Source organism: Breoghania sp., from assembly GCF_030066895.1.
Classification (GTDB): domain Bacteria; phylum Pseudomonadota; class Alphaproteobacteria; order Rhizobiales; family Stappiaceae; genus Breoghania.
This window is the reverse complement of sequence record NZ_JASJAV010000010.1, coordinates 145,483-165,581: the sequence shown is the minus strand read 5'-3', so window position 1 is coordinate 165,581 and position 20,099 is coordinate 145,483. Positions and strand designations below refer to the sequence as shown.

Annotated in this window: 15 protein-coding genes and 1 pseudogene; 10 read left to right on the top strand and 6 right to left on the bottom strand. The window is 60.5% G+C overall.

The features are described 5' to 3' along the window. Window positions 1-98: 98 nt before the first annotated feature. From QNJ43_RS12170 to QNJ43_RS12155, 4 genes are all read right to left on the bottom strand, one after another. Window positions 99-875: a hypothetical protein gene (locus QNJ43_RS12170; protein WP_300470325.1), complete on the bottom strand. Its 777-nt coding sequence runs from the start codon at window positions 873-875 to the stop codon at window positions 99-101. A gap of 258 nt (window positions 876-1,133) precedes the next feature. After that, the gene (locus QNJ43_RS12165) at window positions 1,134-1,616 is read right to left on the bottom strand and encodes an ATP-binding protein (RefSeq protein ID WP_300470323.1); all 483 of its coding nucleotides are present in this window, start codon (window positions 1,614-1,616) and stop codon (window positions 1,134-1,136) included. Between the two features lie 67 nt (window positions 1,617-1,683). After that, window positions 1,684-2,556 (bottom strand): hypothetical protein, encoded by an 873-nt coding sequence (locus tag QNJ43_RS12160; RefSeq protein WP_300470320.1) that lies wholly within the window; start codon window positions 2,554-2,556, stop codon window positions 1,684-1,686. A gap of 38 nt (window positions 2,557-2,594) precedes the next feature. Next, window positions 2,595-2,903 carry a hypothetical protein gene (locus QNJ43_RS12155; RefSeq protein ID WP_300470318.1) on the bottom strand — a complete coding sequence of 103 codons (309 nt, stop codon included), beginning with the start codon at window positions 2,901-2,903 and terminating at the stop codon, window positions 2,595-2,597. Window positions 2,904-3,267: 364 nt separating this feature from the next. Between QNJ43_RS12155 and QNJ43_RS27100 the strand changes: the two genes are divergently transcribed. The 5 genes and pseudogenes from QNJ43_RS27100 (at window position 3,268) to QNJ43_RS12135 (ending at window position 8,359) form a co-directional block, all read left to right on the top strand. Next, window positions 3,268-3,549 carry a hypothetical protein gene (locus QNJ43_RS27100; protein WP_346432952.1) on the top strand — a complete coding sequence of 94 codons (282 nt, stop codon included), beginning with the start codon at window positions 3,268-3,270 and terminating at the stop codon, window positions 3,547-3,549. 19 nt (window positions 3,550-3,568) lie between these two features. After that, a complete protein-coding gene (locus tag QNJ43_RS12150; RefSeq protein ID WP_346432951.1) occupies window positions 3,569-4,642 on the top strand; it encodes an MFS transporter in 1,074 nt (357 codons plus the stop codon). A 764-nt stretch (window positions 4,643-5,406) separates the two neighbouring features. Next, window positions 5,407-6,780: a hypothetical protein gene (locus tag QNJ43_RS12145; protein ID WP_300470368.1), complete on the top strand. Its 1,374-nt coding sequence runs from the start codon at window positions 5,407-5,409 to the stop codon at window positions 6,778-6,780. A 262-nt stretch (window positions 6,781-7,042) separates the two neighbouring features. Further along, window positions 7,043-7,915: pseudogene (locus QNJ43_RS12140) on the top strand (autotransporter outer membrane beta-barrel domain-containing protein). Between the two features lie 177 nt (window positions 7,916-8,092). Next, window positions 8,093-8,359, top strand: a complete 267-nt coding sequence (locus QNJ43_RS12135; RefSeq protein WP_300470316.1) for a hypothetical protein — start codon at window positions 8,093-8,095, stop codon at window positions 8,357-8,359. A gap of 420 nt (window positions 8,360-8,779) precedes the next feature. Here the strand turns inward: QNJ43_RS12135 and purH are convergent, their stop codons facing one another. Both purH and QNJ43_RS12125 read right to left on the bottom strand, forming a co-directional pair. Further along, entirely contained in the window at window positions 8,780-10,393 is a 1,614-nt protein-coding gene (gene purH / locus QNJ43_RS12130; RefSeq protein ID WP_300470314.1) for a bifunctional phosphoribosylaminoimidazolecarboxamide formyltransferase/IMP cyclohydrolase, read from the bottom strand. A 347-nt stretch (window positions 10,394-10,740) separates the two neighbouring features. Beyond that, on the bottom strand, window positions 10,741-10,956 hold the full coding sequence (locus tag QNJ43_RS12125) for a DUF1674 domain-containing protein (RefSeq protein ID WP_300470358.1): 216 nt from the start codon (window positions 10,954-10,956) through the stop codon (window positions 10,741-10,743). 265 nt (window positions 10,957-11,221) lie between these two features. On the opposite strand from QNJ43_RS12125, the gene htpX reads away from it, so the two are divergent. The 5 genes from htpX (at window position 11,222) to QNJ43_RS12100 (ending at window position 19,897) form a co-directional block, all read left to right on the top strand. Continuing rightward, the gene (gene htpX / locus QNJ43_RS12120; protein ID WP_300470312.1) at window positions 11,222-12,235 is read left to right on the top strand and encodes a zinc metalloprotease HtpX; all 1,014 of its coding nucleotides are present in this window, start codon (window positions 11,222-11,224) and stop codon (window positions 12,233-12,235) included. Window positions 12,236-12,250: 15 nt separating this feature from the next. Further along, on the top strand, window positions 12,251-13,678 hold the full coding sequence (locus QNJ43_RS12115; protein WP_346432950.1) for a transcription antitermination factor NusB: 1,428 nt from the start codon (window positions 12,251-12,253) through the stop codon (window positions 13,676-13,678). 479 nt (window positions 13,679-14,157) lie between these two features. Further along, entirely contained in the window at window positions 14,158-15,933 is a 1,776-nt protein-coding gene (locus QNJ43_RS12110) for a heparinase II/III family protein (RefSeq protein ID WP_300470309.1), read from the top strand. A gap of 130 nt (window positions 15,934-16,063) precedes the next feature. Beyond that, window positions 16,064-17,254 carry an aminotransferase class I/II-fold pyridoxal phosphate-dependent enzyme gene (locus QNJ43_RS12105; protein ID WP_300470307.1) on the top strand — a complete coding sequence of 397 codons (1,191 nt, stop codon included), beginning with the start codon at window positions 16,064-16,066 and terminating at the stop codon, window positions 17,252-17,254. Between the two features lie 24 nt (window positions 17,255-17,278). After that, window positions 17,279-19,897, top strand: a complete 2,619-nt coding sequence (locus QNJ43_RS12100) for a DNA translocase FtsK (protein ID WP_300470304.1) — start codon at window positions 17,279-17,281, stop codon at window positions 19,895-19,897. The last annotated feature ends 202 nt before the right edge of the window (window positions 19,898-20,099 follow it).

Genomic DNA, 20,099 nt, shown 5'->3' with positions numbered 1-20,099 from the left:
TATAATTTAAAACTTAGAAAAAAACCTCAAAATTCCGAATATATATTACGTATAATATACAACCCATACTTGATGTAAGAGATAATGTTATTATACCTCTAATCCTCAATTTTACTCGAAAAATACAACTCATCGACTTGGGTTATGGCTTTTATTAAAACACCCAGAATGTTCGGCTTTATTGTCTCGACGACAGACCAACAATCCTTTAGTAAACTCAAGAGATTCTTTAAAGGTATATGCGGCTTAGTTTCGAGATTTCTAATCGCGCGATCTACATTCGCGGCTTCGTCAATGTTGACTAAAGATGGAATTTTCCCGCCTTTAAGTTCCTCCAGCGCCGGAAGCGCACCGCCGCTGGCCTTGTGAAAAGCACTGCTCGTTCCAAGCGCACGAGCCACGTAAGTTTCTTTTCTTTTCGCGGTTACCTTTGTCGATTTAATGAAGTTTGCAAAACCTTTACGGTTAAGACTAGCTTTTTGGGCATAGAAGTGCATCGGGAGCCAAGCCCCATTGCCGACCTCGACTGCACATCGGATATAGTCCTTGGGATCGTAGGGCGAACGTTCCTCTAGAAAATCGGCGCTTAGATCGGCCGTCGTCGCGAATCCCTTATACAGAACAGCAGTCGCAGCATTAATAGCTTGCACTTCGCCAACTAACTTGAGGGTGGTTTCACCTGATTTTTCACTGAACTCACCCTCGCGAATAAATTTTATTCGGTCCAGAAGATCTTCACCAATGACAATAGAATGCTTTTCCCCACTCAGAACGCCACCTGCGAGGTCCGCGATCATTGCATCACGAGGCCCTAGTCGAAGCAGCTTTTCCACCATCGGGAGAATCTGCTCTCTAGCTGAGATCTCGTTCGTCAAGGAGTGAGCGAAGATCACTGTATTTTATTCGAGCTGATTGCCCCGGATAACGGAAAAAAATATCTCCTTCTTTGATTTGGTCACCATTGCCCTTTATTGCAATAATTGGACGCGAACCATGCTGGTGAACATACATAATTCCGACTTTAGTACCTTCGATAGTAACCAAAGCAGTTTCGACTTTAGGAGTTGGATCAAAAGTTGATTTGATTAGCTTTTTGAAGTCTGCGGGGTCCGCATTTTCAAAATCAAGCTTGGTTAGACCAACAACTCTAAGGATATCGGGATCGATCTTACCACCGTTGACTTTTTGTCCGTCACCCCAAACACCACATAGCCGCCCTCGTTGTTAGCAAGTGCAGCTACCGCCCGAAGCCACTTTTCAGCATATTTGAAACCAAAGACTTCCTTGCATTCATGCTTTTCACTTTCACCATGCCTGAAGCGCCAGATACCATCGGCACCTTTTTCGAACATATCTAGAAGCGTTTTCTCAGCGATTGGCCCATTGGCTATTGGTTGCAAAGCCTCTGAGCTTGGCACAGATATCGATACTGACATCTCCGACTTATTAAAAATCTCATGTAATTCATCGAGCAATTCATCACTAGAATCATATATATCACAATAATTACTATATGACTCACTCTTTATTCCATATATTCGTCCTGAATTTACAGACCTATCAGGTCGATTAAAAAATAATTTAATATCTTTTCCTGGCATTTTTCGCCTCAACATCGCCGCCTCTCCCCGATCTCCTGTCCGGAACGGGGAGAGGAAGATCGCCTCATGCAGAGGTCACGTCTCAGGAACCGCCCACGTATCCGAAAGGAATGGTCAGACCCATCATGACCGTTACAGCATGCCGGTTAGCCAATGTGTCCGCAGGATAGGGAGCATTCGTGCTGGCGTCCCAAGGACCGTCAGTGCAGGTCCTTCCGGTCGGGACGATCGAATAAAGCCCCCACCATGCAGACTCCCAGGAGCCTCCCGGGAAATCGGGCGCAGCATTCTGGGATGGCGTCGTGTGATCGCAGATCCCCGTCCCGTTGCCTTTCCACCATTCGTCGCAATATTCGAAATAGGTCCCACCGCAATAATAGCCCAGATACTTTTTCTGGGTCATGCTGGTATAGAGTTCGGAGAGATACGTCCCGACGATCTTCGCGTTGTCCTTCAGCTCAACGACGGTCTCACCTCCGTTCACCGTCTTGTTTTCACTGGCGGGAACACCGTATTCGGTAAACATGATCGGGAGGATGTAATCATTTTCCGAGACCTGCTTCTTGAAGCGTTCTAGGAACGTATCGAAGCTATTACCTTCGAAGATATTCACAACCCAAAGGTCGTAGTGATCCGCATATTTCTTGATCAAGGCCTCGGAATTCTTCCCGATCCCGACAGTGTAGGTGAACAGGTCGCCATCATTCTGCATCGCCTGCAAAATGAGCTTGCCGGGAGCATGCTTGCGGACCTCCTTCACGAACTCGACGTTGATGCTCCAGAAAGTCTCGCTCTGGAGCCGGGTCGGGTTGTTCATCTCATTGCCCAGCACGAACCCCATCACCGCCGGATTGCTGCCGTATCGCTTCGCCAACTCCTGACACACCCACAGGTAATAGTCCTTGGCGCTGGAGGGAGAGGCATTGTCGAAGATGTTTCCTGCATCGAGCGCCACTCCGATCAGAACGTAGAGCCCGGTCTTCCGCGCCGCCTTCAGAAAGTCATCGTACTCGCGATCTTTTCCGCTCCGACGATCGTTTTCCAGTTCGTCATCTGGTCGGATGACGGCGGATCCTTCGGCCAGAAGAAATAGGTTTTCAGGACATTGAGGCCCGTCGCCTTCATCTTGGGGAGGTCGCGTTCCCAGATCTGACTCCAGGCCCCCGTGATACCGGGCACGTCGTAAAACCAGTCGCCCAGTTGCGACAGATAGGTGCTGCTCCCGGCAGGAATAGGGCTGTAGGCAACACCCTTGGCAAAGAATTTTTCCGCCCCACTTGTCATGTCGGAATCATCGACCATGACATGGGCAGTCCCCGGACTTCCGGAACTTCCGGACTTACAGGAGATCGACCATTTCGAATAACTGCTCGAGCCCGTCATATCGATTTCTCCTCCAATTTCTTTTTAAAATAGCTCCTCAGGATTTACCGAAACTCCGACCAAAGGTCGGTCAACGCTTTAATTACAGAAAAATACCACTTTCAACCATTCCTTAAAAAAATATACATCGTATTTATACAAAATATTTTATATATTATATAAATCCTCTCTTTTCCACCCCTAAGAAGTCCATTCACGTTCCTTTCCTCGCACTTACACAACGTTGAGGAATATTGTTACGTGATCCTGTTCCGGAGCCCGCGCCCTGACCGTCATTCCGCCAGTGCCTCGCCCTCCCGCCCGAACCGCCTCCTTCGCCGCCCTCGTCTCGTGGGTGTTGTTCGACTGGGCGGCGCAGCCCTATTTCACGCTGATCACCACCTTCGTCTTTGCGCCCTATTTCGCGAGCCATCTGGCCGCCGACCCGGCACAGGGCCAGAGCCTTTGGGGATATGCGGCAGGCGGCGTGGGGCTCGTCATTGCGCTCGCCTCGCCCATGCTTGGGGCAATGGCCGATGCGGCGGGGCGTCGGAACCCTGGATCGCCGTCTTTTCTCTCATGCTGATTGCGGGCGCGGGCGCCCTATGGTTGGCGGCTCCCGAAACACCGGCGCTGTTTCCATCGCACTCGCGGCCTATGGGCTGGCAACGCTCGGGGCTGAATTCGCAACCGTCTTCACCAACGCCATGATGCCCGATCTCATGAGCCCCAAGCAGCTCGGACAACTTTCCGGCATCGGCTGGGCAATGGACTATCTGGGCGGGTTCGTCAGTCTCGTCGTCGTGCTGGGATTTCTGGCAGCCGACACGCAGACGGGGCGCACGATCCTCGGATTTGCGCCCATTCTCGGGCTTGATCCCGCAACGCATGCAGGCGATCGGTCCTCCGGACCGATGACCACAATCTGGTATCTCGTCTTCGTGCTGCCGCCCTTCGTCTTCGTCCCCGACACGTCACGCAAGATGCAGGTTACGCGCGCTGTGGGATTGGGGCTTTCCTCCCTGCGCAAAAGCCTCGCCCATGCGCGCAAGGAAAAGACCATCTGGCTTTTTCTCGCAGCCTCCATGGCCTATCGCGGTGCGCTGACCGCGCTTTTTGCCTTCGGCGGCACTTTCGCGGCCGGGCAACTCGGCTGGCAGGCCTTGCAAATCGAACTTTTCGGCATCCTGCTGACGGTGACGGGAACGGCCGGGGCGCTCGTGGGCGGATTTCTCGATGACAGGTTCGGCCCACGGCCGGTGCTGATCGGGGCCATCGCCATCCTGTCGATGTGCTGCGCGGCCATCGTTTCCATCGACCGCGACACGATCCTGTTCGTGATCGACGTCGCACCGCCCGCTCCGGGGGCGCTGTTCGGCTCCGTGCCGGAGCTGCTCTATCTGGTGCTCGGCGGCTTTATCGGGGCGGCCGCGGTGCCCTTGCAGACGGCCTCGTGCACATTGCTCATTAATCTGAGCCCACCCTGCAGGATCACTGAAATCTTCGATCTCTATGCGCTGGCGGGCAAGGCGACGAGCTTTGTCGAGCCGTTGACGGTTGCCGCGCTCACCGCGTTTTCGGGCAGTCAGCGCGTCGGCATCTCGGCGATCATCGTGTTGTTCGCACTGGGAGCGCTGCTTCTGGCGAAAGTCCCTGCCATGCGGGCAACGGGCGAGTGATGCGCAAATCACGGGCGCGGTCTCAACACCCCGCAGCCCGGTTCGCCGGATCCGAGATTCAGCAACAGAAAGTAATCAGCGCTCTCGGGCCAGATGTAAGATCTTACATCTTGATTTCCTCCAACAGCGCCGCAGTTTAGCGGCGGTGTGATACCGGCTGAATTTGCCGCAATGACACGAGCGCCGCCAATCCCGTGCCCTTAAGGAATAACGCCGCGTTAAAGGCGCCCCGGGACCGCAAGATCCGTAACAGACGGATGAAGCACCTTGTTCTACCGACGACAAGCCCCTGAAAGCCGACTATTTCGGCTTCTTATTTGGTCGACCTAACCGGCCAATACATCATAATTAAACAGCTAATTTATTATATTATATATTATATATTTTCATTCCCCTATTATCTTAAAATATTAATTATATAAATAAAATATATATTATTTGAAATATCTTATATTTTGTTCAATTTATTCGATATTTATTTTGAAAATATAATATTTCAAATTGAAGTTTTAGAGATTTTTTGGAATTAAGTCATACGTAGTCGATTCAACCTCGGGCCAAATTTGCGAGCGAAGTATTCGGCGCCAGGTCCAAATGAGCGATCACGTTGAGGGGACTGAATTACCAGGCCGGCGCCCTGCGGGTGTCCGGCTACAGGAAACGCGCATGCCACCCTTCGTGATCGCCGAAAAACGGCCCTGCTGGGGAAGCAGGCACGTGACAGTTCACCGCACACCTTCATCTTTCACAAGCGAGCCGCGGCTTTGTCGATCACGCGCTGGACCGGAAGCCTGCGCCGTAGCGCGCTGCTCGCCAGTGCCGCCGTCTTGGCACTGACGCTCGCCGCCGTCCCGGCCTTTGCAGGAGGCGAAGCCGGCACCGACGGCGACGACGGCTCCACCTTAAGTGTGAGTATTGACGGCAACACGGCGGCCCCGCGTACTCCGAATTCAGCCGACGACGGCTCAGACGGAACAGGCGGTGCCGGCATTCTGGCCAACGGCACCATCACGATCACCAATAACGGCACGATCTCGGGCGGCTATGACAGTGACGGCACAACCGTCACCGGCTATGCAATCGACGTGGAGACCGGCACGACGACGCTCGACTCAGCATCAGGCTCCACTCTCACCGGCGACGGTGCGCTGGAGATCGATTCCGACGGCCACACGGTGACGCTTTCGGGCGACAACTCCTTCACCGGCGGCGTCACGCTGACGTCCGGCACCGTGGCAATCACCTCCGCCACGTCGCTTGGCGACACGTCGTCCACCCTCACCCTGTCAGGGGACACACTCAAGGTCAGAAACGACATTGACCTCACCTGGCCGAACACCGTCAACGTCACGACAGGTACATCCTCCACGATCGACTTCACGTCCGGCGGCAATTACAGCTCGACCGTCACGATTTCCAGTACCATCACCGGCACCGGCGGCCTGACCGTGACAGGCAAAGGCGAGATCGATCTCAACGGCGGCACATCAAGCACCCTATTGTCCCTCGCCGTGGAATACGGCGCCATTGTCTACCTTGGCAGCAACACCAGCACTTCGGCCGGCACGATTTCGGTTTCCTCGAACGGCAACGGCTATTCGGAGCTTTTTCTTAAGGATGGCGCCACACTTGTCGCGACAAGCGGCGTCACCGTCGGCTCATTTGGCGTATTGAGCTCCTATGGCGATGCGACAATTACCGGCGATGTGACGGTCGAAGACCACGCCCTCTTTTCCGCTATCTTCGAGGATCTCTCGGATTTTTCCAGCGGCCACACCCTGTCGATCACCGGCAACCTTAACTCTGGAAAGCGGAAGCACCCTGCAGGTCTACGTGGTCGGCACGACCAATCAGCAGACCAGCGACATCGACTGGACGTCTTCTCTGATCTCGGTTACGGGCACTGCCTCGCTGTCTGGTACGGTCATGCCCGTGATCTACCTCGACGGCGACACCCTGACCGAAAGCGGCTTCGAGAACGGGACCTCGCTGGACTTCACCATCCTGACCGCAACGGGTGGATATACCGGAACGTTCGACGATATCTCCTCGATCTCCGAGAGCCTCTACGCCTTCCTCGATCTTTCGCTCGACTACTCCAGCTCCAGCTCCGTCGTGCTCAACGTGTCGCGCAATGACACGACCCTCGAGGATGTGGCGAACACGAAGAACCAGAAGTCGGTCGCGACCGCGCTTGACTACAGCGATCATGACAACGACGTCTATGCCGCCATCCTGACGCTCAGCGAGAGCGGAGCGCGCAACGCCTACAATCAGGTCGACGGCGAGCACGCCGCCTCCACGCAGGGTGCCATCTCGCAGAACGCCACCCTCGTCGGCGCCACCATCGAAGGCCGCGTCAACCAGGCGTTCGACGCCTCCGGCGAGATCCTGCCCAGCATGCAGATCGCCACCCACGGCGCGGCGGCTGAGATTGCCATCTACTACACCACCTGGATGCGAGCCTATGGCTCGGTCGGTTCCGTCGACACAACCGCCAACACGGCCTCGCTCGACACCTCTGCTGCCGATGTGATGGTCGGTGCGGACGCGGCCATGGGCGAGACCTGCTTCGGCGTCTTCGCGGGCTACCAGCACGGCGAATACAATGCCGACAGCGTCGGGTCGTCTTCTTCCGACGACGCCTACTAGATCGGCGCCTATGCAGGCACCCAGTTCCGCGTCTTCCGGCTGTCGGGCGGCGGCGGCTTTGCCTGGCATGACATCGACACCGACCGCAACGTCGCCTTCGGCGCCTTTTCCGAGCATCTTTCCGGCGACACGGACGCCCGCTCCTATCAGTTCTTCGGCGAACTCGGTTATGCGTTCGATCTGAAGATGAAGGAAAAGGCCGTGGAGCTGATGCCCTATGCCGACATCAACTACATCAACCTCGACACCGACGGCTACACCGAGAGCGGTGGGGCGGCTGCCCTGACCGTTGAGGATGCGACCTCCGAGCTCACCTACACGACGCTGGGGCTTCGAGCCTCCACGAACGTCGATATCCAAGGCAAGGCTCTGCGGTTGTCGGCCATGGCCGGCTGGTGGCATGCCTTCGGCGACACCACCCCGGTGACGACCAACAGTCTTTCGGGCGGCACGGCCTTCCAGGTCGACGGCGCACCAATCGACGAGGACGTGGCGCTGGTGGGCGCGGGCATCGACTTCAAGCTCACCGAAGACACCTCGCTCAGCATCGACTATTCCTGTCAGTTCTCCGCAAACGCGATGCAGAACGAAGGTTCGGCCCGCTTCTCCTACAAGTTCTGAGACAGGCGAAGCCGTTCATTCGATTTGAAACAACAAAGCCGCCGACCGTGAGGTCGGCGGCTTTGTTGTCCGGATATTCTCCGTTCCGCCCACGCCCGGACATCCGATTTGACTTTACGTCATTTACCGAACACGCTTCATCGCACTATATTTTTTGATTCCGTGAAGGGATTTGCCGTGCGAACCGTCCGCCTGATTGCAGCGATCATGATCGCCTCCACCGCTGTTCACAACGTGCCCGCCGAAGCCGCAAAGCCCTCAAAGCCAGAGCAGCGCGAACGGTGCGAAAAGGCGAAGAAGGCCGGTAACTACAACACACCGGACGGGCGCGCCACGGCTAAGGTCCACTACAACCCGAACCTACCGTTCCACAAGGCTTTCTGGGGCGAGCCCGCCCGCCAGCAGAAATGCCTTGCCAAGACGGGACATCTTTGCCCGAACTGACCTTACTCTTGTTTCGGGGCCGCGTTGTTGAATGAGTGGCGCGGTTTCGCGATGAAGCCCATCCTCCGAAACGGCGTCCGCGACGACTCTTCAGTGTCTCGCCCGGAATGGTCGTCTGTTCTTTGGTCTGAACTCTCCGCGTCATTACCGGCTCCGACCGGCAATCCATGCCGTGATCCATCAGCACGGGAGGGGTAAGTTCTTTCGCCGTTTCAACCTCCTCCCGCATGGATGCATCGCGGCATGGATCCCGGGTCGGAGCCCGGGATGACTGGGAGAATTCAAGGACACACAACCCTATACCATTTCCTGGCCAGGTACTGAGAAGCCCGCGTTAGCGGGCATCTCGAAGGATGGGCCAAGCAAAGAAAAAGGGCCGGACAAGCCGACCCTTTCTTTTCATTAGCGCTGTACCGTCGATCAGTGGCGGAAGTGGCGCATGCCCGTCAGCACCATGGCAAGGTCCGCCTCGTCGGCAGCCTTGATGACCTCATCGTCGCGGATCGAGCCGCCCGGCTGGATCACGGCCGTGGCACCGGCTTCCGCCGCAGACAGCAAGCCGTCGGCGAAGGGGAAGAAGGCGTCCGAGGCCACCACGCAGCCCTTGGTGAGCGGCTCGGCGAGCCCGGCTGCCTTGGCCGCGTCCTCGGCCTTGTACGCGGCGATGCGGGTTGAGTCCACCCGGCTCATCTGGCCTGCACCGACGCCGACCGTTGCCCCGTCCTTGACGTAGACGATGGCGTTCGACTTGACGTGCTTGGCGACGCGGAAGGCGAACTTCAGATCGGCCAGTTCCTGCTCGGTGGGCGCACGCTTGGTGACGACCTTCAGGTCGACGTCGTCGACGCTGCCATTATCGCGGGCCTGCACCAGCAGACCGCCGGAAACCGACTTGAAGAACACCCCGGCCGCCTTCGGATCCAGCAGACCGCCGGTCAGCAGCAGGCGCAGGTTCTTCTTCTTGACCAGCTCGATCGCCGCCTCGTCCGCATCGGGGGCGATGATCACCTCGGTGAAGATCTTGGTGATCTCGGCGGCGGCGGCCTCGCCCAGCTTGCCGTTCAGCGCGACAATGCCACCGAAAGCGGAGACCGGATCGCAGGCCAGCGCCTTCTTGTAGGCGTCAACCAGCGAGGAGCCCTCCGCCACGCCGCAGGGGTTGGCGTGCTTGATGATGGCAACGGCCGCGGTGCGAGCGGGATCGAACTCCGCCACCATCTCGAAAGCGGCGTCGGTGTCGTTGATGTTGTTGTAGGAGAGCTGCTTGCCCTGAAGCTGACGGGCGGTGGCGACGCCGGGACGGTTGTCGCCGGTCTTGTAGAAGCCCGCCTTCTGGTGCGGGTTCTCGCCGTAGCGCATGATCTCCGCCAGCTTGCCACCGAAGACGCGGTAGTCAGGGGTCACGTCGTCGAGCTGCTCGGCGAACCAGCCGGAAACGGCTGCGTCATAGGCACCGGTGCGGGCATAGGCCTTGGCGGCGAGCTTGCGGCGAACGGCCAGAGGCATCTGTCCGCCATTGGCCTCAAGCGCTTCCAGCACCTTGGAATAGTCGGCAGGATCGACCACGACCGAAACGTAGGCTTGGTTCTTGGCACCGGCGCGGATCATGGCCGGGCCGCCAATATCGATGTTCTCGATCACGGTCGCCGCATCGGCACCTGCCGCCACAGTCTCCTCGAAGGGATAGAGGTTGACGACCAGCAGGTCGATGCCCTCGATGCCGTGATCCGTCATCGCCTTGGCGTGGTCGGCGTCGTCGCGAATGGCGAGCAGACCGCCGTGGACCTTCGGGTGCAGCGTCTTCACGCGACCGTCCATGATCTCGGGAAAACCAGTCACTTCCGAGATATCGATGACCGGGATACCGGCCTCGGCGATCGCCTTGCGCGTTCCACCGGTTGAGACGAGTTCGATACCCTTTTGCGACAGCGCTCGGGCGAAATCGATCAACCCGGTCTTGTCGGAGACGGAAAGAAGCGCGCACTTGACGTTCACCAGTTCAGGAACGGGAACGGTTTTGGACACGACGGTCATGAAAGAAGCCTCGTGATAAAGAGTACTGCGGGAACGGGATTGGCCGCGCTCTAACACGAATGCGCTGAGTCCGGAAGGCAGCTTTACGGGCTTTGCGACGATGGCGTTAAAATGGGGGGCTCGGAGGGGCGCAACCTGGCATCACGGCCTTTCAATCCGATTGCCCGTACTTTGCGCCAATTGCACCGGTTGTCATCCCCGCGCAGGCGGGGATCCAGCATTCCAGAGGCGTATGCGGTTTGTGCGCGACAACCCGATCCTGGGGTTACTGGATCCCCGCCTGCGCGGGGATAACATTCTCGGGCAAAACGTGCCCCCCGACCGACTCCGGCTCTCGCCTGCTCCCCTCAGAAATCGCTCGCGATGCCCTTCTTTTCCCAGTCGCCGTAGCGGGTGGGTTCCGGGCCCTTGCGGCCGTTGATCTCCTTGGGCAGGTTCAGCGGCTTGGCGTTGTGGCGGCGTTCCTCCGCCTCCATCAGGGCGCGCTGGGCGGCGGGAGGCAGGTCCTCGAAGCGGCGGCGCGGGGCTTGCCTTTCGCCCTCCCAATCTCCGGCCTTGCGAATTTCCGTGGCGCAGTTTCCGATTTCGTCCACGCCTGCGACATCATTCTCAAGCGTGGCGTTCTGGGGGGCGTCGGGGGCGCCAGAAGCGTTGGATTTCTGGTCGCTCATCGTCGAAAACGGCTTTCCTTGGCTCGGCTTTCCGCTTATGCGGGAGCACTGCCAGACTTGCGGCGGCGCGGTCGCGTTCCCATTATATAGCGTAGGTTCATGCCGGTTGCAGCCTCCTGCCACCGGCATCCATGCAACAATTCGGAAACCCGAAACGATGAACTATATCCGCACCGCGATGCTGCTTGCCGGCATGACGGCACTGTTCATGGGCGTGGGATTCGTGATCGGAGGCACCGGCGGCATGACGATCGCCTTCATAATCGCGCTCGCCATGAACGCCTTCGGCTACTGGAACGCCGACAAGATGGTTTTGCGCATGCACAACGCGCAGGAGGTGGATGCGCGCACCGCACCGAAGTTCTACCGGATCGTGGAACAGCTGGCGCGCAACGCCAATCTGCCGATGCCGAAGGTCTACATCATCAACAATCAGCAGCCGAACGCCTTTGCCACCGGCCGCAATCCTCAAAACGCCGCCGTCGCCGCAACAACCGGCCTGCTGCGCATGCTGAACGCGGACGAAGTCGCGGGCGTTATGGCGCACGAGCTGACGCATGTGAAGAAGCGCGACACGCTGACCATGACCATCACCGCGACCTTTGCCGGTGCGATCTCGATGCTCGGCAACTTCGCCTTCTTCTTCGGCAGCAACCGCAACAACCCGTTCGGTTTCGTCGGCGTTCTGGTGGCGATAATCGTTGCGCCTCTGGCGGCCATGATGGTGCAGATGGCGATCAGCCGAACGCGCGAATACGCGGCCGACCGGGGAGGTGCGGAAATCAGCGGCAAGCCGATGGCGCTCGCCTCCGCCCTTTCCAAGATCTCGAACGGTGTGGTACATGTGCGCAATCCAGAAGCCGAGGCGACACCGGCGACCGCGCACATGTTCATCATCAACCCGCTATCGGGCGAGAAGATGGACGACCTCTTTGCAACTCACCCCTCGACGGAGAACCGCATTGCGGCGCTACGCGAAATCGACCGCGAGATGGGCCGCCACGGCGGCGTGAAGCCGATGGCGCCTGCGGGCTTCACCGCCTCGCGCGACAGCCGCCCCCGCAAGAGCGGCGGCGGCATGCCGGGCCCCTGGGGCCGTCTGCCGGATGACACGGACGATCGCCCGCGCAAGCCCTTGGGGCTGAGAGACGAGACAAGCTACGGACAATAAAACGAACATGGCCAAGTGAGCGGCCGGAACGGCCGGACGACTAACAATTCCGGAAACGGCGCCCGCCCGAACAGGAACGCGCGCGCCGAAAACAAGAACTCCTCTTCCGGCAAGCCGAAGCAGGCTCGCCACTCGGGCAAGACTGGCGACCGCAAAACGGGTGCGCCGCAAGGCAGGCCAGCCCGCAAGCCGGTGCCGGGTCTGGCGACGCGGCGTGCAGCCGTCGATATTCTTGGCAAGGTGGTCCATTCGCGCCGCATGCTGGCGGCCGAATTCGACACCGAGCACGGCAACAACTTTTACCGCGAGCTTGCGGCCAATGACCGGGCGCTGGTGCGCGCCATCGTCGGCGTGGCGCTGCACCATCGCGGGCAGATCGCCGAGATGCTGACCCGGCTGCTCGACCGTCCCATTCCGGAAAAGACCGACCGGGTGGAGGACATTCTCCACGTCGCCATCGTGGAGATCCTATTTCTGGATGTCGCCGGCCATGCCGCCGTCTCGCTGGCGGTGGACGAAGCAAGCGCTGAGCGCAAGGCGCAGCCCTACAAGGGGCTGATCAATGCCGTGCTGCACCGTCTGATCCGTGAACGCGAGGCGTTTCTAGCCCCTCAGGATGCGGTTCGCCTCAATGCGCTCGACTGGCTGTTTGCGCGCTGGAGCGCGGCCTACGGCGAGGAGACGGCCCGCGCCATCGCCGCCGCCCATATGGCCGAGCCAGGGCTCGATATCACCCTGAAGCCCGCCGAGGATGCTGCTGCCTGGGCGGAAAAGCTCGGCGCCACGGTTTTGCCGACGGGCTCGCTGCGGATTGCGGAAGCGGGCCGGGTGGAAGATCTCGCCGGTTTCGAGACAGGCGCCTGGTGGGTGCAGGATGCAGCCGCCGCCCTTCCCACCCAACTTCTGGGCGATGTGGCAGGTCTCAACGTTGCCGATCTCTGTGCTACGCCGGGCGGCAAGACCGCGCAACTGGCTGCAGCGGGCGCGAAGGTGACTGCGGTCGACATCTCGCCGAACAGACTGAAGCGTGTCTCTCAGAACATGGAGCGGCTCGGGCTTTCGATGGAGGTGCGCACCGCCGATCTCGGCGTCTGGGAACAGGGCGAGACGTTCGACTCGATCCTGCTCGATGCGCCGTGCTCGGCAACCGGCACCGCGCGCTGTCACCCGGACATGCCCTGGTCGGAACGCGAGGCGGATATCGTCACGCTTTCCGAGATTCAGGCCCGTTTCCTGCGCCGTGCGCTCGGCTGGCTGAAGCCCGGCGGAGTGATGGTCTATTGCACCTGCTCGCTGGAGCCGGAAGGGGGCGAACGCCAGATCGAGGCTCTGCTGACGGACGTGCCCAGCGTGGAACGCGTGCCGATCGCCGCCGATGAGATTACCGAGCTCGACGGGCTGGTGACACCGGCCGGAGATCTTCGCACCCTGCCCTGCCACTGACTCTCCGAGACACCGCGCATGGGCGGGCTCGACGGGTTCTTCGCCTGTCGGCTGCGTCGGATGGAGTAGAAAGTCGGAAGAAAAACGACGGCGCTTTTGCGCCACTGATTTCTGAATTCCGGACCAGCGTTCGGCTTGCGCCTCACTTTTCCGGAATGAGGGAACTCTTGGCAAGCTTGTAACCAAACGTGGGCACCGAGCGACCCTCGCTCGATATTGGCGTGTGGTTACAACTCTCCCCTTGCTGCTCATTCGGGGTGGTCTGCGGCGTAGCCGCTCCCTCTCCCGTTCGCCCCGCACCTCCCGCTTCTTTTCCACCGTGCCCTTGCGCGCCTCAACACCCGATATGGTTAAGTGTAATTTAATGTGATGACTTTACTTTTAAACAATGGCGGTAGCGGCTACTCGATTGTATTCCCTACGGCAGTACTGGCGGAAGCGTCGCAGAATCGCATGGAATACCGGCATTGTTGGAGAAGGTGGCTGGAGGCGGCTCGATGATGGCGCTTGAATCCATGTCCGATCAAGCACGGATGTGGCGGCTGGTGGCCTCCCATGGCTGGTGCGCGTTTTTGCGCTGGGTGCATGGAGGCCCGGCCTCAGCGCTCGCGCCTTTCAATGCGGTGCCCACGCGCCTGCTGATCGCACCGCAGGACCTGCACACCGCTGATCCGACCATCGCCGTCGATATTTACGCAGGCCGTTTCGTTTTCTCCGGACATTTCGTGGAAGTGGGCGGGCAATCGCCCTTCGAGATCACGCCGCCCTCGCCGGACTGGGCGCGTGCTCTGCACGGTTTCGGCTGGCTGTGCCATCTGCGCGCCGCGGAAACCGCCATGGCGCGCTCCAATGCGCGCGCGCTGATCGACGAATGGATCCGTCTCGTCGGACGACGGCATCCGATCGCGTGGGAGTCGGGCGTTGTCGCACGTCGCGTGCTGTCCTGGCTTTCCCAGTCGCCGCTTCTGCTGGAAAACTGCGACCGCGACTTCTACCGCCGGTTTCTGAAATCGCTCGCCCGTCAGGTGCGCTACCTGCGCAAGACGGTGAACGAGACGCCGGACGGCATGCCCCGCCTGCTCGCCACCATGGCCGTGGCGGCCGCGTCCATTTCCATGTCGGGTCAGGGCCGTTTTGCCCGCCACAGCCTGAAGAAGCTGGACCACGAACTGACTCGCCAGATTCTGCCCGACGGCGGTCATATCTCGCGCAATCCGGGAGCGGTTCTGGAAGTTCTGGCCGATCTTCTGCCCGTTCGCCAGACCTTCACCAGCCAGGGTCTGCCGCCCAGCCAGGCGATGATGGATGCTGTCGACCGGATGATGCCGATGATCCGGTTTTTCCGGATGGGAGGCGGCTCGTTCGCCCATTTCAACGGCATGGGCGCCACCTCCGGCGATCTGGTGGCAACCGTTCTTGCCTATGACGATGCGCGCGGCACACCGCCCTCCGATGCCGCCCATTCCGGTTATCAGCGCCTGGTTGCCGAAGACACGCTTGTGGTGATGGATACCGGCCATTCACCGCCCCCTTCCCTCAGCCAGTCGGCCCATGCGGGGTGCCTGAGCTTAGAGATGTCGTCGGGACGCAACCTGCTGGTGGTCAATTGCGGGGTATCGGGCAAGGGGCACGAAACCTGGCGCAGGGTGGCGCGATCCACCGCCGCTCACTCCACGCTGGAATTCAATTCCACCTCCTCCTGCCGCTTCTTGGCTGGCGACCCGTTCGCCCACTGGCTCGGGCCGCTGATCGTCTCCGGTCCGACGGTCGTGCCGGTGATGCGCGAAGAGGATGATGGCGGCATTCACATCAACGCCAGCCACAACGGCTACGCGGCCCAGCACGTGCGCCATGAACGCGGCATTCGCCTATCGCGGGACGGCTCCGTGCTGGAGGGACGCGACAAGCTGGAGCCCGTCGGCACGCCGCCTGCCAGCGATCAGGACCGCTACGTTGTGCGCTTTCATCTGCACCCGGCCGTCAAGGCAAGCCTCGTGCGTGGCGGTGGAGCGGTTCTTGTGATGTGCGCGGACGGCGAGGCGTGGGAATTCACCGCGCCGGACTGTCAGGTTTCGCTGGAGGAATCGATATACCTCTCCGACGTGCACGGCCATCGCCACACCGAACAGATCGTCATCCACGAACGCCTGCGCCACCGCGCCGACGTCACCTGGGCCTTCCGCCGCACTGCCACCGCCAAGCCCCAACGCCGCCGCGGGAGTGAGGGAGAAGGTGATGTGGAGACGTTGCTTTAGGTTGTGGGGGAAGGGAAATGGGAGCCAAGCCGCTCCATCTCCCTCCCGCTCTCGCCCTCGGTTAATGCGGGTTTAACCACTCCGGGCTAGCGTTGGGCCTATCGTTCAACACTTGCGTCCCGGTTCATCCATGAAACCAGCAAAGGCCACGTCCTCGCGCACGCGCGATCCCGAATCGGCCACCGCCTTTCAGCGCCTCAATGCCCTTCTTGCCAGTTTAGACCCCGGTCAGGAGTCGATCGTGCTCACCGTCGGCGAGTCGCGACATGCGCTGCGGCCCTTCGTCGGGCCGGTGCTCAACGCCAATCTGGACGATTTCCGACGCTATCCGCCCATTCGCGGAACCGAAGATTTCCGCAAGGCCGCGGCCCAATGGCTCAACCGGCGCTATCGGCTGGGCGGGATGATCGATCCCGACACATGTATCCTGCCGATAGCCAAGGACAATCCGGCGATCCTGCTGCCCAATCCCTACTACCACCCCTATTCGCTGGGAGCGGCGAAAGCGAAGGCCGAGGTCGTTTATCTGGGCGCGCCGGCCGAAACAGGCTTCCTGCCCGATCTCGATGCGCTCGCTCCTGAGCTGCTCGATCGAACGGTCGCGTTCTATTTCGCCTCGCCCGCCAACCCGCAAGGGGCGGTCGCGCCGCTCGACTACTGGTGCAAGCTGATCGAGCTAGCCCGGAAGCATCGCTTCTATGTCTTTGCGGGCAAATGCTATTCGGAGATCTATCGCGACACCCCGCCGCCGGGCGTTTTGCAGGCGGCACGCGGGCTTGGCGGGGATATCTCCAACATCATCGCCTTCAATTCGCTGTCCAAGCGCTCCAATCTGGCGGGCCTGCGCTGCGGGTTTGCAGCCGGAGACCCGGCCTTCATTGCGGAATGGACGACATTCCGCAATTCGGCCGCGCCGCAGGTGCCGATGCCCACGCAGGCCGTGGCCGTCGCCGCCCTTTCCGACGAGACGCACGTGGAGGAGAACCGTCGCCTCTACAACGCCAAGTTCGATGCGGCGGAAGTCATTCTGGGGCCGTCCTTCCACTACAAGCGGCCCGATGGCGGCTTCTTCGTCTGGCTGGACGTCTCGCGCTGGGGCGACGGTGTGGAAGTGGCCAGGCGGTTGTGGCTGGAGATGGGCGTCAAGGTGGTGCCGGGGACCTATCTCGCCCGAACGCACGCCGACGGCACCAATCCGGGAACGAATTTCATCCGCATTGCCATGGTTGAAGATATCGACACGACGCGGCGCGCCCTGTCGCGCATTGCCGCGATGGCGGGGTCCAACACAGCCGGCGTACCGGACGTCGCAGGGGAATAGCGCATGCGAACGACGCGAGCCACAATGGGATTCGTCGAACCTGAGGACCGTATCCGGCGGCTCCTGAAACGCAATATTGCGGGCGCGGGCGGGCTCATCCTGATCGCGGTCACCGCCGCACTTGCTGCAGCACTCGCCACATGGTCGGTGGAAGATCCGAGCCTGTCGCACGCAACCGATGCCCCCGTGCGCAATGCACTCGGCGCGCCGGGCGCGGTCGTGGCCGATCTGATCATGCAGGTGATCGGGCTTTCCTCCGCCATTTTCCTGTTTCCCGTCGTTCTTTGGGGCTGGCGGCTGGTGGCCGGCAAGAGCCTCGGCATCCGCCGCAAGCGGGTTCTGACGTGGTTCATCGGCACGCTGTGCGCCGCCGGTGCGCTCGCCTCCCTGCCAGTTCCCTCCACCTGGCCGCTGCCGACCGGTCTCGGCGGCGTCTTCGGCGATCTGCTGGGCGCCCTACCCGCTGCCTTGTCCGGTTTCCTTTCGCCCGGCCTTCAGGGTCTCGTCGGCGCCTTCGGCTTCGGCATCCCCGCCGTTCTCCTCATGCTGCATGCAGCGGGCTGGATCGACCGGCGGCGCGGCAAAAACCAGTTCGAGACGGATGTCGCCGCTCCCCTCTATGAGGACGAGGAAGACGACTACGAGGATGAGGACGACGGCGACGGGCGTTTCGCGACGTTCTTCGGTCACGTGGCCCATTGGGGCTACATGATGGATGCCGCGTTCCGCCGCCTATCCGGCCGCCGGCGTCATGCGCATCAGGAACAAATCCTCTATGAAGAAGAAGCTTATGAGGACGCCCGTCCGCGCCGCTCCTTCCGTCGCTGGCTTGCCGACAAGATCCTGAGCGAGGAAGACGATATCTACGCCTATGACGATCGCCACGAGCCGCGCGGGGGCCTGAGCGAGGCGCTGGCGCGCGCCGATGCCGCCTTCGACGACGAGGATGACGGCTACGACTACAAGGCGGACGAGCCGGATGCGGCGACTGTCGGGCACACGCCGGTGGGCATTGCTGGCCCTGGTTCTGCGCCGGAGACGCACCAGCGCGTTGCAGCTCCTGCTCCGCGCCCTCGTCCGGGCAAGCGGGTGGTGCGCGAGGCGCAGACCTCCTTCCTCGGTCTCGAAGCCTACGAATTACCGCCGCGGGCGCTTCTGACCGAGCCCAAGGCCCCCGGCCGCAACCAGACCATTTCAAGCGATGCGCTGGAACAGAACGCCCGTATCCTGGAAGGTGTGCTGGAGGATTTCGGCGTGCGCGGCGAGATCATCCACGTGCGCCCCGGCCCGGTCGTCACGCTTTACGAGCTGGAGCCCGCACCGGGCATCAAGTCCTCGCGCGTCATCGGACTGGCGGACGATATCGCCCGCTCCATATCGGCGATTTCCGCGCGCGTTGCGGTCATTCCCGGCAAGAACGCCATCGGCATCGAATTGCCGAACCAGCGCCGCGAGACGGTCTTCCTGCGCGAGTTGCTCGCCTCGCACGATTACGAGACGACGAAGGCCAAGCTCGGCCTGACGCTCGGCAAGACCATCGGCGGCGAGCCGGTGATCGCCGATCTTGCCCGCATGCCGCACCTGCTCGTTGCGGGCACCACCGGTTCGGGCAAGTCGGTCGCCATCAACACCATGATCCTGTCGCTGCTCTACAAGCTCAATCCCGAGCAGTGCAAGCTGATCATGATCGACCCGAAGATGCTGGAACTCTCCGTCTATGACGGCATTCCGCACCTGCTGACCCCGGTTGTGACCGATCCGAAGAAGGCCGTCGTGGCGCTAAAATGGACCGTTCGCGAGATGGAACAGCGCTACAAGAACATGTCGAAGGTCAGCGTGCGCAACATCGACGGCTTCAACACCCGCGTGGCGCAGGCCGCCAATAAGGGCGAAGTCATCCGGCGCACGGTGCAGACCGGGTTCGACCGCGAGACCGGCGAGGCGATCTTCGAGGAGGAAGAGCTGAACCTGGAGCCGATGCCCTACATCATCGTCGTGGTCGACGAGATGGCCGACCTGATGATGGTCGCGGGCAAGGACATTGAGGGCGCGATCCAGCGGCTTGCGCAGATGGCGCGTGCGGCGGGTATCCACCTCATCATGGCGACGCAGCGCCCCTCCGTGGACGTCATCACCGGCACGATCAAGGCGAACTTCCCCACCCGCATCTCCTTCCAGGTGACGTCGAAGATCGACAGTCGCACGATCCTGGGCGAACAGGGCGCCGAACAGCTCCTCGGCATGGGCGACATGCTCTACATGGCCGGCGGTGGGCGCATCCAGCGCGTGCACGGGCCGTTCGTCTCCGACGGCGAGGTGGAAGAGATCGTCGCGCATCTGAAGACGCAAGGCACGCCGAAATACCTCGACAACATCACCGAGGATGACGGCGATGGCGAGGGCGGCTCGGGCGACATGTTCGGCGGCGGGTCCGGCGACGAGAGCAACGATATTTACGACAAGGCCGTGGCCATCGTGATCCGGGACAAGAAGGCCTCCACCAGCTACATCCAGCGCCGCCTGTCGATTGGTTACAACCGCGCCGCCTCGCTCATCGAGCGCATGGAGCAGGAAGGCGTGATCAGCGAAGCCAACCACGCGGGCAAGCGCGAGGTCCTGCTTCCCGGCGAAGAAGAAATCTGAGGCAAAGTTTGGGATGGGTGTTCTTCGGGATGCCCATCCTTCGCAGAACACCTCCCCTAGCGCCCTCACCACACTATGGACTCGCTCCCCCGCCACCATGTCGGCCGCGGCGCGACTTTCGTCCTTTCGGAACCCTTCGCCGCGCCGATCCGTTTACACGCGACAGACGCGTGGTCAGGCGGCACAATCGGCGTCCCGCCGC

Coding starts and splice junctions, on each gene's coding strand:
- QNJ43_RS12165 (WP_300470323.1), bottom strand. CDS start 1,616: ATGTTGAGGCGAAAAATGCCAGGAAAAGATATTAAATTATTTTTTAAT.
- QNJ43_RS12155 (WP_300470318.1), bottom strand. CDS start 2,903: ATGGTCGATGATTCCGACATGACAAGTGGGGCGGAAAAATTCTTTGCC.
- QNJ43_RS12150 (WP_346432951.1), top strand. CDS start 3,569: ATGGTTGGCGGCTCCCGAAACACCGGCGCTGTTTCCATCGCACTCGCG.
- purH (WP_300470314.1), bottom strand. CDS start 10,393: ATGACCGTCGTGTCCAAAACCGTTCCCGTTCCTGAACTGGTGAACGTC.
- htpX (WP_300470312.1), top strand. CDS start 11,222: ATGAACTATATCCGCACCGCGATGCTGCTTGCCGGCATGACGGCACTG.
- QNJ43_RS12105 (WP_300470307.1), top strand. CDS start 16,064: ATGAAACCAGCAAAGGCCACGTCCTCGCGCACGCGCGATCCCGAATCG.
- QNJ43_RS12100 (WP_300470304.1), top strand. CDS start 17,279: ATGGGATTCGTCGAACCTGAGGACCGTATCCGGCGGCTCCTGAAACGC.